Annotated in this window: 12 protein-coding genes; 9 read left to right on the top strand and 3 right to left on the bottom strand. The window is 38.4% G+C overall.

What is annotated here, in order from left to right:
- The first annotated feature begins 527 nt into the window (after positions 1 to 527).
- From MWU78_RS20890 to MWU78_RS20855, 8 genes are all read left to right on the top strand, one after another.
- The gene (locus tag MWU78_RS20890) at positions 528 to 1,679 is read left to right on the top strand and encodes an acyl-CoA dehydrogenase family protein (RefSeq protein ID WP_247001486.1); all 1,152 of its coding nucleotides are present in this window, start codon (positions 528 to 530) and stop codon (positions 1,677 to 1,679) included.
- A 16-nt stretch (positions 1,680 to 1,695) separates the two neighbouring features.
- The gene (locus MWU78_RS20885; RefSeq protein ID WP_247001484.1) at positions 1,696 to 3,273 is read left to right on the top strand and encodes an amino acid adenylation domain-containing protein; all 1,578 of its coding nucleotides are present in this window, start codon (positions 1,696 to 1,698) and stop codon (positions 3,271 to 3,273) included.
- Positions 3,266 to 3,508, top strand: coding sequence for an acyl carrier protein (locus tag MWU78_RS20880; RefSeq protein ID WP_247001482.1), 243 nt, complete (start codon positions 3,266 to 3,268; stop codon positions 3,506 to 3,508). The genes MWU78_RS20885 and MWU78_RS20880 overlap by 8 nt, the downstream gene beginning before the upstream one ends.
- Before the next feature lie 8 nt (positions 3,509 to 3,516).
- Positions 3,517 to 7,671 (top strand): amino acid adenylation domain-containing protein, encoded by a 4,155-nt coding sequence (locus tag MWU78_RS20875; RefSeq protein WP_247001480.1) that lies wholly within the window; start codon positions 3,517 to 3,519, stop codon positions 7,669 to 7,671.
- Position 7,672: 1 nt separating this feature from the next.
- On the top strand, positions 7,673 to 8,146 hold the full coding sequence (locus MWU78_RS20870) for a hypothetical protein (protein WP_247001478.1): 474 nt from the start codon (positions 7,673 to 7,675) through the stop codon (positions 8,144 to 8,146).
- A 159-nt stretch (positions 8,147 to 8,305) separates the two neighbouring features.
- Positions 8,306 to 10,537 carry a TonB-dependent receptor gene (locus MWU78_RS20865; protein ID WP_247001476.1) on the top strand — a complete coding sequence of 744 codons (2,232 nt, stop codon included), beginning with the start codon at positions 8,306 to 8,308 and terminating at the stop codon, positions 10,535 to 10,537.
- 723 nt (positions 10,538 to 11,260) lie between these two features.
- Positions 11,261 to 11,839, top strand: a complete 579-nt coding sequence (locus tag MWU78_RS20860) for an alkylphosphonate utilization protein (protein WP_247001474.1) — start codon at positions 11,261 to 11,263, stop codon at positions 11,837 to 11,839.
- A gap of 101 nt (positions 11,840 to 11,940) precedes the next feature.
- Complete coding sequence (locus tag MWU78_RS20855) at positions 11,941 to 13,206, top strand: MFS transporter (RefSeq protein ID WP_247001472.1); 1,266 nt, start codon at positions 11,941 to 11,943, stop codon at positions 13,204 to 13,206.
- 80 nt (positions 13,207 to 13,286) lie between these two features.
- Here the strand turns inward: MWU78_RS20855 and MWU78_RS20850 are convergent, their stop codons facing one another.
- On the bottom strand, positions 13,287 to 13,736 hold the full coding sequence (locus MWU78_RS20850; protein ID WP_247001470.1) for a GNAT family N-acetyltransferase: 450 nt from the start codon (positions 13,734 to 13,736) through the stop codon (positions 13,287 to 13,289).
- A 33-nt stretch (positions 13,737 to 13,769) separates the two neighbouring features.
- Positions 13,770 to 15,080 carry a phosphoribosylamine--glycine ligase gene (locus tag MWU78_RS20845; protein WP_247001468.1) on the bottom strand — a complete coding sequence of 437 codons (1,311 nt, stop codon included), beginning with the start codon at positions 15,078 to 15,080 and terminating at the stop codon, positions 13,770 to 13,772.
- 415 nt (positions 15,081 to 15,495) lie between these two features.
- Here MWU78_RS20845 and MWU78_RS20840 point away from each other — a divergent pair, with 415 nt between their 5' ends.
- On the top strand, positions 15,496 to 16,236 hold the full coding sequence (locus MWU78_RS20840; protein ID WP_247001466.1) for a CpsB/CapC family capsule biosynthesis tyrosine phosphatase: 741 nt from the start codon (positions 15,496 to 15,498) through the stop codon (positions 16,234 to 16,236).
- Positions 16,237 to 16,252: 16 nt separating this feature from the next.
- On the opposite strand, the gene MWU78_RS20835 is transcribed toward MWU78_RS20840, so the two are convergent.
- The coding region (locus MWU78_RS20835; RefSeq protein WP_247001465.1) for a T9SS type A sorting domain-containing protein at positions 16,253 to 16,912 on the bottom strand (660 nt) is incomplete at its 5' end.

Here is a 16,912-nt window from a genome sequence, read left to right as displayed (position 1 = left end):
TAGTAAAACTAGGGAGGTTTTATATCCATTACTTTTTAGAAATTCCCAAAATATATACTCTCTGGAATATAATTTTGCGGGAATAGTGGTGACCTTAAACAAGATTCTTTCCAACCCTACAAATAACAACAGCAATATGGATAGTCTCGGAAATAAGTTTCTCCAATGCTCAGGATCGGATTCATTTTTTTGCCAAAAGACTGTAAGATTCCTTTTAAAGAATTTAATTGTGGCGCTAAATTTATTTTCCGAAGTATCCAAAATTATATTGTATGTATATAGGATATTTTTGTTAAATTTAAGGAATTAATAGCTTGGTCATCCTTTTTTTACACCATAACACTCTCATTTTTAGATATTTTAAAAAACACCTCTTTTACCAACTTAACGAGTAAAAAATTATAGTACTTTTTTATAAACTTGCATAATAACGTTTTTTAACACGCATGCGCTTCTATTAAATTTGGATCACTCCATAAAATCAATCAACATATTAAGATTGGTTAAAGGATAAAACCGTTGATAGTTTGGATTTCACTTGGACAAAAGAACAATTAGATTATAAAAGTAGTATAATCAAATTTGCACAGGAACAATTAAATAACTCAATTGCGAGTAACGATGCTTCCAGTACTTTTTCTCGGGAAGACTGGAAAAAATGCGCGGAGTTTGGTATCCAGGCCTTAGCGTGCCCATTAGCATATGGAGGGAAACATAAGAACATAGATATCCTTTCCGCCACTTTAGCCATGGAAGGGTTTGGATATGGAAGTAAGGATAACGGACTCCCTTTCGCATTAAATGCGCAAATGTGGACCGTTCAATTACCTATATCCCAATTTGGGTCTGAATTACAAAAACAGAAGTTCCTTCCCAAACTGGTATCAGGCGAATGGATCGGCTCCCATGGACTGACCGAACCAAACGCGGGGTCGGATATTTTTTCTATGGAAACAACGGCTACCAAGGTTGATGGGGGGTATATCCTCAACGGAAAAAAGCACTTGATTACTTTTGCCCCAATTGCGGATATGGCCCTAGTCTTTGCTACGACCAATCCTAAACTGGGTAAATGGGGCGTTACCGGGTTTATAGTGGAAAATGAAATGACTGGATTTACCAGGGGAGAAAACCTCTTTAAAATGGGTCTGCGAACTGTTCCTATTGGAGATTTACTTTTCGAGGACTGTTTTGTGCCCCTAGAAAATCGATTGGGAGGGGAAGGAGCTGGATGGAGCATTACAACTGCCTCCTTAGAATACGACCGCTGCAATATTCTCGCTAGTCAATTGGGGGCAATGGAACGCCAATTGGAAGAAACCATAAAATTTGTTAGGCACCGCAAACAATTTGGAAAATCAGTTGGTAATTTTCAATCTGTCTCCAACCGGGTCGCCAATATGAAGCTGCGATTGGAAGCATCCAGACTACTGCTTTATAAAGTTGCCTGGTTAAAAAGCAAAGGCCAATCGGCCATGATGGAAGCTGCCTTATTAAAACTTCAGTTAAGTGAAAGTTTTGTAGCATCAAGTTTAGATGCCATAAGGAATCAGGGTGGTAGCGGTTACCTAACGGAGAATGAAGTGGAACGCGATCTTAGGGATGCTATTGGAGGTGTTATCTATGCGGGAACTTCGGATATTCAAAGAAATATAATTGCTAATCTCTTAGGGCTATAAATTAAAACAAATCACATTGATAAAAACGCTTACAGCTATAATTACCAATTCCTCCCATAAGTTTTCGAATAAAGAAGCTTTTAAATATGGGGGTACTTCCATTTCTTTTGCTGAACTAGAATTAAAAACCAATCAACTAGCCAACTATTTAGTTGGGAAAGGGGTTCGGAAAGGTGATCGAGTAGGCATTTATATGAATCGTTGTTTGGAGACCGTAATCGCCATTTATGGTATCATGAAATCTGGGGCAGCCTACGTTCCCCTGGACCCATTTGCACCACATGAGAGAAGCCTGTTTCTATTGAAGGATTGCAACATTGAAATTATAGTTGGTATAGAATCACTAACCCATAGGATACAAAAAATAGTAGGAAAAAACAGTCCCATAAAATTGGTGGTGGGCATCAAGGCTGAAATTGCTATCCCGTCAGCTTCTTGGAAAACTATTTTTGACAAGGATTTAGTGAAGCATTTACCCATTCAAATCACAGAGGAAGATTTGGCCTATATCATGTACACCTCCGGATCTACAGGTCTGCCCAAGGGGATTATGCATTCCCATAGAAGTGCAATGGCTTACGCTAAATTATCGGCACAATTGTTCCAAGTAACGCCCGAAGATCGAGTGGCAAACCATGCTCCTTTACATTTTGACATCTCGACCTTTGGTTATTTTACAGCCCCATTGGCCGGAGCCACCACTATAATTATTTCGGATGCACATACCAAGTTACCGGCCAGTTTATTGACCTTGATGGAAAAAGAGAAACTGACCATTTGGTATTCGGTTCCACTAGCGCTGATTCAATTGTATTTGAGTGGGTTGCTGCCTAAATTTGAACTAAAAACACTGAAACATATACTATTCGGTGGGGAAAATTTTACCATAAAATACTTACGAGCGTTAATGCAATCTTGGCCACAAGCGAAATTTTATAATATCTATGGTCCGGCCGAAGTAAACCAGTGCACACACTACCCCCTTCAAAAAATGCCTTACCTGGATAGCCAAATACCAATAGGAAAGATGTGGGGCACTAATAAATACAAAATTCTAAATGAAAATAATCAGGAATTGGACGAGATCGGTGCTATTGGTGAATTGGCCGTAAAATCGGACACCATGATGATGGGATATTGGAACAATCCGGAATTGACCAAGAAATCCCTATATCTGGAATATACCTCATCAAATGAAGTAGATGAATATTTCAAAACAGGAGATTTAGTAAAGATGGACACGCATGGTAATTTAGTGTTCATGGGGCGTAGCGATAGGCAGGTGAAGCTAAGGGGGTATCGTATAGAGTTAGATGAGATAGAGACTGTTTTGGAAAGGCATGATCAGATAAATACGGCCGCGGTTTGCCTTTTAGAAATCGACTCGCAAGATAAAATACTTTTCGCCGGGGTAATAGTGAGTAAGCAAGCAAACATCACTTCTAATGAACTGATCTTGTTTTGCAAACAAAAATTGCCACAATACATGGTTCCCAATAGGATAGAAATAATGCAAGAGTTTCCAAAAACCAGTTCCGGAAAAATAGATCTTCTTGCTTTTAAAAATAAAATAATGGTTCCTAAATATGAATGAAATATTGATAAAATATATATCTGAAGATTTACTTAACAATGAATTGGAAGAGGTTCTAGACCCACATGACGATTTGTTAGGCAGTGGTATATTAGATTCGCTAGGGATGATGAAACTAATCCTTTTTATTGAACTCGAATATAGCATATCGGTTCCTCCACAAGATATGATTATTGAAAACTTTATGTCCGTTTCACATATTACTACATATTTATCCAACAAGGATCAATCTTAACGTAAGCTATGAGTAGCACAGAAATATCAAAATTCAAAAAACTCACTTCCAGTCAGTTAGCCATATGGTTAGGTCAAAAACTTAATCCGGAGGTACCGCTATATAATATGGCGCACTCTTTTGATATTAGTGGAACGTTGGATATGGACATCTTTTCCAAGGCATTTCAAGAATTGATTGACCGGGTAGATGTAATGCGTACCGTTTTTTCTGAAATTGGGGAATCCCCTGTACAATCCATACTTCCTTATGTAAAATATAACATGGAAATTGTTGATTTTTCGAAGAAAGACGAAAACGAAAAATATATCAATGAATGGATGCAGTGTAGAAGTCAGCGAATTTTTGATCTTTCAAAACCTCTTTTTGATTCCGTCCTAATAAAAATTGCTCAAGATAGGTGTATTTGGTTTCTGAACATGCATCATTTAGTTACTGATGCCACCTCCTCCACTATACTATTTAAAACCATGACCTCCCTTTACAAGCACCTTTTGAGGGATGATCTTTCTGAATTTAAACAGCTACCGAATTATGGCGACTATGTAGAATTTGAAGAGCAACAATCGAATTCTGCAATCTCACAAAAGGTTCAAAAGTACTGGAAACATAAAATTAAAAATCATAACGAGCTACCCGTACTTTACGGGAAAGATAACGTTGTACCCACCTCAAAGGCCCTGCGGGTAGTATTACCTTTAGGGACAGAACGAACCAATAAATTAAAGACCCTGGCTGCTCGGCCGGAAGTTAGATCATGGACTCAGGACCTAACGCTGTTCAACCTCATGAGCACGCTTATTTTCACTTTTATCTACCGTGTAACCGGGAATCAAAATGTGAGTTTAGGCGCCCTCTCCCACAATCGTTCTACTAAAACTTTTAAGCAAACTTCGGGATTATTCATAGCGCTATTTCCAATACAATTGCAAATTGGGGAAGAGGATAATTTTCTCGATGTTCTAGAACGGGTAAAAATAGAAACGGCCAACTATTTAAGATATACCCAACCTGGAATGTCTAACCCATCTATAAGTAAAATTTTCAATGTGGTTTTAAACTATATCAATGCCAAGTTCAATGATTTTAATGGGTTTCCTATGAAATCAGAATGGATTCACCCAGGTCATTGCGATCCAGCACATCATCTGCGTTGTCATGTAGTAGATTTTGATAGTACAGGCGAAATTACCATGCTGTTCGACTTTAACCGTGCTGTTTTTGATAATGATTTAATTTTAAATGCGCCCTCCCATTTTCTAAACCTTTTTGATGCTTTCCTAGAGGATTCGGATCAACCGGTGAACAGACCCAATTTGATCAGTTTAAAGGAAAAAAAGGTGTTAATAGGTACCCCAATACTTCCAACCGTAGGGTATAAGTCGATCCTAGCCCAATTTAAAGAGTCGGTAAGCATGTGTGCCGACCAACCAGCCCTAGACTATAGAAACGAGCGATATACATATACTCAGATTGACCAGAGATCAAATCAACTTGCCTCACTGCTACTAACTAAAGGAATTGGAGAAGGTAATAGAGTGGCTATATATATCCACAGAAGTCCGGAATATATCATTGGAGTCCTTGCCATACTGAAAATAGGGGGTACATTTATCCCCATTCCTTCTGACCAACCTGCGCAACGAATTGCCTATATCCTTTACAATTCGGAGACCGACCTTATTTTGACCAACACGTCTTTAAAACAACATTTACCTGACACCACAGTTGAAACCGTTTTGCTAGATTTTAATACGGATAATATAAAACAGCAAAAAGAAGAAATTCCGGAGATAGTGATCCCTAGTTCTAGTATCGCCTATATCATCTACACCTCAGGGTCTACGGGAAAACCAAAAGGGGTCCTAATTTCCCATGGGGCCATATATAATTATTTGCACTGGGCAAAAAAGACCTATGCTCTCGGAAAACCTTTTGTGTTTCCCCTGTTCACCTCAATAGGTTTTGATCTTACTATCACTGCCTCTTTTCTCCCCTTGATTACCGGTGGGGAGCTAGTGATTTACAAGGAAAACACCATTGGTCCTGATATCTCCGTCATGGAGGTGGTAACGGATAACAAGGTAAATAGTATAAAACTCACCCCTTCCCATTTGGCCCTATTGCATGGTATGGACCTCTCCCACTCTAGAATAAAACTAATGATTTTGGGAGGGGAAATGTTTAAGATCGCTTTGGCGAATACCATACAAAAGAACTTCGGTAATCAATTAAAAATATTTAACGAATACGGGCCCACAGAAGCCACAGTGGGCTGTATCGTATCTCAATATGACATTGCCAAACATCTAGGTACCTCAGTGCCCATAGGAAGTGTAATCGATAATATGAGGGTCTATCTCTTAGATTCACAAGACCATCTGGTTCCAGATGGGGTCATAGGAGAAATCTATCTCAGTGGCACGGGTTTAGCGGAAGGATACGTAAACATGTCCCAATTGACCAAGGAAAAGTTTGTCCCCAATCCGTTTGTAAAAGGCTCAAAAATGTACCGTACTGGCGATCTGGCCAGAAGGAATCGTGCTGGGGAATTGGAATATATAGGGAGAGCGGATGAACAGGTAAAACTTGGTGGCTTTCGGATAGAGCTATCAGATATCGAATCCAACTTATTAAGGCATCACGACATAACAAATGCCGCTGTGGTCTTGATCGAGGATAAAAAAACAATTCCAGATGATGAGGTCATTAATTGTGCGGAATGTGGACTTCCCTCTAACTATCCGAATGCTGATTTTGACGACCATGACGTTTGTCATCTTTGCAATGCGTTTAAGGGATATAAGAATTTGGCACAACGCTATTTCAAAACCGAGAATGAACTTAGGGACCTATTGATCTCCAAACGTGGAAAAAGCCCAAATTACGATTGTATATCCCTACTGAGCGGCGGCAAGGACAGCACTTTCGTTGTGGCCAAACTGATGGAAATGGGCCTTCAAGTACTGGCCTTTACCTTGGACAATGGCTATATCTCCGAGCAGGCCAAGCAAAATATAGACATCATTGTCAAAAAATTAGGAGTAGACCATATATATGGCCACACCCCTTTTATGAACAAAATATTCGTGGATAGTTTGGAGCGACACCAAAATGTGTGTAATGGCTGCTTTAAGACTATATATACCCTAAGTACCAAAATTGCCTTGGAGAAAAAAATTCCCTTTGTGGTCACCGGACTTTCTCGTGGACAGTTTTTCGAAACCCGCTTGACGGAAGAACTTTTTTGGGACAAAAATGTCGCGGTTACAACTATAGACCAAACCATTTTAGAAGCTAGAAAATTATACCACCAAGAAGAAGATGCCGTAAAATCGCTTATGGATGTCTCCATGTTCAATAATAAAGAGACTTTTGATAAAGTCCAATTCGTAGATTACTATAGGTACAACGACGTGAGCCTGGAAGAAATGCTTGCCTTCCTCAAGGAAAAAGTGGGATGGGTGCGACCAACGGATACCGGCCGTTCCACAAATTGCTTGATCAACCAATTAGGCATCTATGTGCATAAAAAACAAAAGGGGTATAGTAACTATTCCTTTCCCTATAGTTGGGATGTACGCATGGGACACAAAACCAGAACCGAGACTTTGGAAGAAATCAATGAGCATATAGATGAAACAGCGGTAAAACGAATTATGAAGGAAATTGGGTACCAGGAGCCCATACATAGTGAATTGGGCCAAAAACGGTTGGTGGCCTATTATTCCGGGAGTCAAAAAGTAGCTCAGGGAGCATTATCAAATTATTTAAGGAAGGCGCTACCAGACTATATGGTACCTGTTCATTTTAAGTATATGCCAGAACTTCCGTTAACTGGAAATGGAAAAGTGGACAAGCACGCCCTAAAACAATTCAATAGCTCGCAGCTAGAAATGGAGACGCCCTATGTTGCTCCTAAAGGCGAGATTGAAGCTCTATTAGCAAGAATTTGGAAAGAGGTCCTTAATTTAAAACAAGTGGGTACCCAGGATAATTTTATTGTATTGGGAGGGCATTCCTTGGCCGCCATTAGGGTTACGGCACGTATTAATGAAGAAGTGGAGATGAACTTACCCTTGAACAAAATATTTGAACTGCCCACCATTTCAAGTTATGCCAAATATATAGAAACAACACTAATTGCCCTGATGGAGGAATAGAATGCAATACGAGTTTAAAAAAGGCTTTAAGCCAGCGCTGATTAAATACATTGCCATTATCATGGGCATATGTTATCTGATGAATCCGGTACGCCAACAGATAATTAGTCTTTTACATAGTGTTACGCACGAATTGGAGCTGCCAAATTATGTGATCCCCCACGCAACCACGTCCGATTACCAGCAGGTACATGCAATGCACCCGCACGATGCTACAGAAGACCTTCATGAGCATGTGTTCTTAAATATTATATCTTCTTTTTTTAGTACCTTCAATGAGGAAGATCACTCAAGTGATTCCTATTTTGATTCCTTACCCCTAGACAAGCATCTGATCTACTCGGGCTATCTAAGCGCTAAATTCCCAATTGATGAAACCGATCGAAATATTGACAGGGTCATAAGCGACCCCACTAAGGGCTACACCCTAAAATCGCTAAAACCACCTTTAAATTTAACAAACAATTGTTCTTGAGGCTCCAAGCGCCTTCCTTCTTCATGAGGTAGTTCCCAGCATTATTACTAACGCTGACTACACCTTATTAAAGGAAGCACCACCAATTCCTAGGGACATACTACCACGGTCCCTTTATGTATTGGTTTGGCAAAACAAACAGTACCTAAATAACAAGCGATGAAAAACTATATACACTTTTTTATAATTCTAATGCTCTGCGCAGGGTCAAGGGCGCACGATCTTAATGGGTCAATATATTCGGAGGACAATGTGCCCTTAAATGGTGTGGCCGTATATAATAAAACTACCGGGGGCTATACCTATTCCAATGTCTCGGGTTATTTTGAACTGGACGATATATCTGTTGGGGATTTCATTTACTTCTACAGCCTTGGTTATCTAAATCACAATATCCAAATAGCCGAAAACCAACTAGATAGCTCCATTAACGTGATCTTAAAAGAATCGGCCGTATCCTTAGATCAGGTAATTTTGGTTTCCAAAGTCAATGCCATGAGTCAATTTGCACATGTAGACGTATTGGCAAACCCCGTGAAATCTTCCCAAGAAATATTACAAAAAGTACCAGGTCTTATTATCGGTCAACACGCTGGTGGCGGGAAGGCAGAACAGATATTCCTTAGGGGATTCGATATTGACCATGGCACCGATATAAGTATCAACGTAGACGGACTACCCGTAAATATGGTTTCCCATGCCCATGGTCAGGGCTATGCGGACATGCATTTTATAATCCCGGAAACCATAGGAAATATAGATTTTGGAAAAGGTGCCTATTATGTAGATAAGGGGAATTTTAATACTGCAGGCTATGTAGATATTATAACCAAGGATATAATAGTGAACAACCTCTTGTCCTTGGAGACCGGGATGTTCAATACCATTCGTGCCATGGGAATGTTCAAAATTATGGAAAGTGATTTTAGTAATGGCTATGTAGCTTCGGAACTAATGCTTTCTGATGGAGCCTTTGACTCCCCACAAAATTTCAATCGTATCAATATGATGGGGCGCTATAATTTTAATAATAGGGAAAATCAGGAATTAAGTATTACCCTCTCGCATTTTCAGAGCAAATGGGATGCTTCGGGGCAAATTCCGCAACGTGCCATTAACCAGGGGATTATTGGAAGGTTTGGCGCTATTGACGATACGGAGGGTGGCTCTACTAGCAGGTCCAACCTTTTAATAAATCATAAAAAATTGATAGACGAGCATTCTACCCTAACTTCAAAAGCCTATTTGACCAAATACGATTTTGAATTGTTTTCTAATTTTACGTTTTTCTTGGAAGACCCACTAAATGGCGATCAGATAAAACAGCAGGAAGCCCGAACCATATTAGGGGCAGAAACCAAATATGAGCATTCCGTGCACCTTGACGACCATAATTCCCAACTTAAATATGAAGCAGGCACTGGGTTCCGATATGATGATGTAAATGAGGTGCAGTTGTCCAGGACCATAAATAGGCAAGAACTTTTGGAAAGGCTTGCGTACGGAAATATAGATGAGCTGAACGGCTATGGCTTTTTCAACCTCACCTACAAAAGAAACAAATGGACCATTAACCCAGGCTTAAGATTCGATTATTTTAAGTTTGATTATGAGGACTTGTTATCTGAAACCTATGACAATAAAAGTGAGGACAAGCTTTTTTTAGGGCCCAAACTCAATATTATCTATGCTCCCTCCCAAGGAGTGCAATTGTTCGGAAAAACGGGAATCGGTTTTCATTCCAATGATACTAGGGTAGTTACGAAAAACAATGGAAAAGAAATACTTCCGGCCGCCTATTCTGCAGATTTGGGGACCATTATAAAACCGTTGGACAAATTAATGGTAAATGCGGCCTTATGGGCACTATTTTTGGAACAGGAGTTTGTATACGTGGGAGATGCAGGAATTGTGGAGCCTAGTGGAAAGACAAAACGTTTGGGGGTTGACTTTGGCCTACGCTATCAATGTACAGATTGGCTATACTTATACGGAGATATCAACTACACCTATGCAAGGAGTACGGAAGAGCCCAAAGGAGCTAATTATATCCCATTGTCCCCAGACCTTACTTCCTCAGGAGGAATTTCAATTCGGGATTTAGGAAATTTTTCCGGGGGCCTTAATTATAGGTTAGTTAAAAATAGACCGGCAAACGAAGATAATTCTATTGTAGCTAATGGCTATACCGTAGCGGATATGAATATTAATTATTCTTTTAAGAATTGGACCTTAGGTTTAATTGTTGAGAATCTATTTGATACGGAATGGAACGAAACACAATTTGCCACGGAAAGCAGACTACAAAACGAGTCATCTTCGGTTGAAGAAATTCACTTTACACCTGGAACTCCATTTTTTCTTAGAGGAAAATTAACTGTGAATTTTTAGATAAAATTATCAATCAATAATAAGAACCCTCACATTTAGATAATTAATGCATCCTAAAAAGTAAATGGGCCCATTATATAAATATGTATTTACAACAAAATCAATTAAATACATCAAATAAGATTGGGCCAATTACTTTTTAAGCAGCTCCCTAGGTTGCTTAAATTTTTCATTAGACCTCTTGAAGACTACCTTATTTGGGACAAATTATAAATCATTCGTTTTTCCAACATACCAAAAGTACGCTGACTATACCAATCATCTATGACAATCTTATCGGTTTATTCTTGAGTCTTTTTCTAATAGTTCACTTGACGCCTAATTTTAATACACCCACTTATTACTGGCCAAAGCATATCCTATTTCGTTGTTGACTAAAGACCTAATATATTACTCACTCCATTGCCCAAAACAGTCAAGGTTTTGATCAAACCCATTACCTACGGAAAAATACTCGAAAAAATGACCAAATCCCTTTTTGATCTGCATTGTATGATTTATAACCTACCGTTAGGCTTCCAATTAAAAAAAAAGAGACAAAACAAAAACATTATAGAATTTAAATAAATCTTAGCTCCTAGAACCAATCATCATAATCGAAGAATAGTAATTGTGAAATAGATTATTATGGCGCCACCCTTATAAAAACCTACCTATTTTTAACATTTCCATGGGATCCATTAATTCAATTCGTTTACATTTGTCCCTACAAAAACTTTTATAATGAATATTGAGCGAGAATTGGGAAAAAGAAGTAATCACCAATGTGAGTTATGTGCAAGTCCCGAAAAATTAAGCGTATTGGAAGTTCAACCTCCTAGAAATCGTGATTTGGAAGACAATCTATTGGTTTGTGAAATCTGCAAAGATCAAATAGAAAATCCGGACAACACAGACCCCAATCACTGGCGATGTTTAAATGATAGCATGTGGAGCGAGCATACTCCCGTAAAAGTAATTGCTTGGCGTATGTTGAGCAGGCTAAGACAGGAAGGTTGGCCTCAAGATTTATTGGATATGATGTATTTGGATGAAGATATATTGGAATGGGCCAAGGCAACAGGAGAAGGTGCACCTTCGGAGAATCAAATTATTCATCGGGACAGCAATGGTGCCGTTATTGAAGCTGGCGATAGCGTTGTTCTTATCAAAGACTTACCGGTAAAGGGATCAAGCATGGTGGCCAAGAGAGGTACTGCTGTAAGACGTGTTTCCTTGGACCATGAAAATGCAGAATATATTGAGGGCAAGGTAGATGGTCAACAAATTGTTATTCTGACGAAATTTGTTAAGAAATTGTAGTTCTTTTTTACATTTCCTGTCATAACCATAGAATGCAATAATATTTATTAATGTCGACCGCTATAATATTTTTTGAGGCCAAGGTTAATATCAAATAATTCATGGCAAAAAAAGACCCCTATTCTGCGCTTAGATATAAGGAATTTAACGTTTTTTTGCTTGTCCGTTTTGCCATGGTTTTTGCCTGGTCAATGCAGTTTGTGGTCATAGAATGGGAAGTGTATTCTTTGACCAAAAACCCCCTTTCTCTAGGAATAATAGGCCTTATGGAGGTAATTCCTGCAGTAACATTGGCTTTATTTGCAGGTCACATTGTTGATCAAAAAGAAAAAAAGGGTTTACTTGTTAAATGTATTTTAAGCTTCTCCATAATAAGCTTGGGATTGTTTTTACTTACATGGCCTCAATTCGTAAGTGAATGGTCTAAGAAAGGTGTTTTGTATTCCATATATTTTTTGGTATTTCTTGGTGGTATTGTTAGGGCTTTTTTGGGACCGACGATATTTTCGTTATTTGCATTGATAGTTCCAAAAAAAGTATATCCCAATGCGGCTACTTGGAGTAGTTCCGTTTGGCAAATGGCTGCTGTTCTCGGCCCTGCTTTAGCCGGTTTTGGTATAAATTTGATAGGGGTACATTGGTCCATGTGCCTTATCTTTGCTTTCTCCTTAATGGCACTGCTGATTTTAACGAAAATTGAAAAGAAACCCATTTTAAATCCGAATATTGGCGAACCCGTCATAAAAAGTTTAAAAGAAGGTGTAAAATTTGTATTTGGAACAAAGATTATTTTGGGAGCCATAACCTTGGATATGGTTGCCGTTCTCTTTGGGGGAGCTGTAGCTCTTTTGCCCATTTATGCCCAGGACATACTAAAAGTGGGGCCGGAGGGATTTGGAATTTTAAGGGCTGCCCCGGCAGTGGGTGCCTTGGTTATTATGTTTACCTCCGCTTATTTTCCTTTGAATAAACGTGCTGGCCTAAAACTTCTGGGTTCTATTTTTGGGTTTGGGATTTGTATAATTGTCTTTGGTCTGTCTACCTGGTTTTGGATTTCGGTAATCGCCCTCTTTTTCAGTGGAGTTACCGATGGAATTTCGATGATTATAAGACAAACCATTTTACAATTAAGGACACCCGATCATATGCGTGGCAGAGTTGCATCCGTAAATTCCATGTTCGTAGGCTCTTCAAATGAATTGGGCGCCTTCGAGAGTGGTCTTACGGCTAAATTGATGGGAACGGTTACAGCAGTCGTTTTTGGAGGATGCATGACCTTAATTACCGTATTTTTCACTGGGGCCATCTCCCCTACTTTTAGAAAACTGGATCTGCGGAAAGATATGGAAGAACACGAAAATAGTTAGTATTATTGGATGCCTTTGGTGAAGAAGGTTTTAAATGCTAAGATAATTTCCTGTTCTAAACAGTACATTCACTTTACAGATTATGGATTAAAAATAAGTATCCATTCCCGATTGTTCAAATCACTGCTTTCTGAAACGCATTTAAATCCATTTTTCTCGTAGAAAGATCGTAGCCCCTCCTCTTCAATAGTGAGCCAATAGGATTGATTGGGAAATTCTTCTTTTAACGCCATAAGCCATTTGGAGCCCAAAGCCTGATTTCTATATTTGGGATCCACGAATAAAAAGCCAATATAATGAAAGCCCAAATCCACATACTTTTGGCCCTGTTCAATTTCAAATACCGTCATATTTGGAGGAGCACCACTAAAGACAATACCTCCTGCCCCTAATTCCTCATCATTTTTAAAAACATAGATAATCGCACTCCTTTTATAATCTTCCCAAATGGGAACAATCATATCCTGCCAATCTTTGGGTAGAATTTTAAAAAATTCCTGACCATCGGATCCTATATTTATCAACTGCATAAAAAATGATTTATCACAACAAATACCCCTCTTTTATAACAGACCCCATGACCACAGGCGATCAAAATCATCGGACCACCTATCCCCAATATCCGTTCTGTAATAAACGTTATTGATGATAATATTGCTTATCCTATTCTGCATCATTTTCTGGGCATCCTTCATGGTTAATCCAGTGCCAGTAACCAAAAGTGCAATACCCGTATTACCCGTAATTAACCATTCTTCATTAATTTTCTTAAGGTGCATAGGATGCACCCCTTCTTTCATATCCTTTTTAAATACAATAACAGAATCTTTTGAAAATAGTTCAAAGGTTTTTTTATCCTCAAACGGAAAAGGAGGAACCACCATATAGGCCCCGACCTGAAATCCTTTTCTAACGTTGATCTTAAAATGCTGTCCGGAAGCCAATTTGTAAAACATATTTCCAAGGGGTTCCAAAATTCCGGCACGTTGTATAAATATCTGGGGGTAGCCAAATCTGGAGGTAAATTCAAGGGGGTAAATACCGTTGCCATTAACTATACAGTTAATATCCAATTGACCTATAAAACCTCCCTTGGCCAAATTGCTTTCGAACTTTTTTAATGTAGCCTCAAAAATAGGTGAATCTTTGGTCCAAAACATACTAGATCCCATTTCCCCTGTAGATACGCCAAGCTCTTTTGGAAATAGTTTTTTATGTTCGAAAGTTATATTTATAGGGTATATAAACTCCTTTCCATTGAAATAGGCGGAAGCCGATACCTCCACTCCTTTTACCTTGCGCTGCAACTGAAAATTACCAAAATCATTTCCCCAGGATTTCTCGTAGGCCTTTAAAACCCTAATGACATCCAGCCCTTCATCATCGCTGCCCACAAAAAGCAATTGTTTATATTCCTGGGTTTCGCCTGAAGGTTTTATAACATAGGCATTTGGATGGGTCTTGACATAATCAATCGCATCCTGAAAATTAAAAAACTCTTTGGAAGGCAATATTTTTATTCCCTGCTTTTTCAGTTCTGCCTGGCCAAAACTTCGATCTAACTCCAAAAGATCGGAATATTCCGTACCTCCTACTACTAATTTACCCTGTGTCCTTAATTCCGAACATATTTTACCATAACCGGTGTAGTCAAAAATTAGAACATCGGCCCAATCGACCTGGCTTCTCCAATCTTTTACCTTTTGAACAAATCCATACCCAATTTCCCTAGAGGGCTTATCCTCAATGTACATTTTAACAGCATGGCCTTCACCCAATATGGCTACAGCCATATCCAATGTTTCCCCCCAGCGGGAGACAATCAAGAAATTTCGACTAATTTCTGTTTGATTTTTTATTTTCTCTTTTTTCAATTTAAAAATTCATTTAATTTATTGGTGTTATCGAAGAAAATTGGAAAATCGGTGTTTCAATGCCAATATTATGCTACCAAACAAGTAATACCAAGGACATTCAAATCTCCTTTTACATAAAACATTTTCGATAAATATTCGTTTATATTCTTCGGTATCCCATTATAGGAAAAAGTATGCATACCAATGCAATTCCGAAATTCAAGACTAGGTTTCAATATAATAAGCCAGTGCCCATAGTACATAATTGTATAACAAATATATAAAAGAAACCAATTGAATGACGAGAATTAACTTGGCATCGATAAAAATTTAAATTAACCAACATTAATCTATAACCAGAAAATTCTTTAGTGAGGAAACCATCAATTCAGTAACAAAAGAAACACTATTTTTGGACTAAAATATATAGTAAATGTTTTATTTCTTTAGCAAGAAAAAATTTTTAATAGATTATCTAGGAGATTTTGTGGATATTCACAACCATATTCTACCTGGTATTGATGATGGCGCGAAAACCGTAGATGAATCAATAGACTTAATTAAAGGATTCTCCGAAATTGGGGTGAAAAAATTTATAGCTACACCCCACATTATGCATAATTATTACCCTAATGATTATGATACAATCCACAGTGCCCATAGCAAAGTACAAGACAGCCTATTAACCGAAGGCATGAAGGATATCACCTTGGATGTGGCAGCTGAACACATGATAGACGCCAATTTTGATTACCTCTTGGAAAATAACAAGGTGATGCCTTTACGGAATAGATATTTATTAATAGAAATGTCATATTTACAGCCGCCCATAAACTTTAACGACGCTATTCAAAACATTGCCTCCTACAGGTATTTTCCAATTCTGGCCCACCCGGAAAGATATGCATTCCTGCATCTGAATTCTTCTAAGTTTATGAAGTACAAAAAAAATGGAATTCTCTTGCAGTTAAACCTCTTATCTCTTGGCCAATTCTATGGAAAGGATGTTCAAAAGAAGGCACATAAACTTCTAAAACACGGTTTAATAGACTATGTTGCCTCTGATGTTCATAACCATCTTCAATTACAAAGCATAAAGGAATTACAATTAACTACTAGTCTCCTTAAATTGCTTTTCCCCGTAATTGAAAAAACGATAGATGATTTTTATTAACATTGTCAAAAATTATCTATTTCTTAATTACTAGTTTATAGTTATACAATGTTGTGCTACCGTTTATTAAATTGACCAAATAAACACCATCTTCAAGATCCGCTACACTATATTGATACTGCTTTTCATCAGTTTTCTGTTCAGATGCTTTAAATTTTTTAACCAACCGTCCACTAAGATCAAATATAATAATTGATTCTATACTTTTTGACGGATCAAGTAGCTCTATTTGGGCTACCGAAGAGGTAGGGTTTGGAAAAAACTTTAGTCCAATTATCGCTTCTGATTCTATTATTTCACTACTAGATATACTTTCCAAAGCAATTTCTGAAGGGTACCCTTTGGCTGTGTTTTGGGATACGATGGAAAAAGGAATTGTTAAAGTACCCAGATTGGTACCGGTCTGACTTGATCCACTAAAGGCTGTAGCACTAATGGTGTAATTGCCCAAGGGAAACTGTTGTCCATAATAATTCCCGCCGCTGTCACCTAACAGCGCATAGGGAGCCACATTCTCGTTCCTGGTGTTGTTCACAGGTCCCGAAAGCGTCAACAAGACACTGCCTACCGTGGCCGGGTTGGTATTTGCCCTTATATTCAATCCCTTGCCCTGGGTCGTGGTCAAATTAATCTGCTGGCCATTGGATAAATTAAACATGTCCACGTCCAAATCCGC

The organism is Arenibacter sp. F26102, from assembly GCF_023015865.1.
Lineage (GTDB): Bacteria > Bacteroidota > Bacteroidia > Flavobacteriales > Flavobacteriaceae > Arenibacter.
The sequence above is the reverse complement of the archived record's forward strand: the minus strand, read 5'-3'. Positions and strand labels throughout refer to the sequence as shown.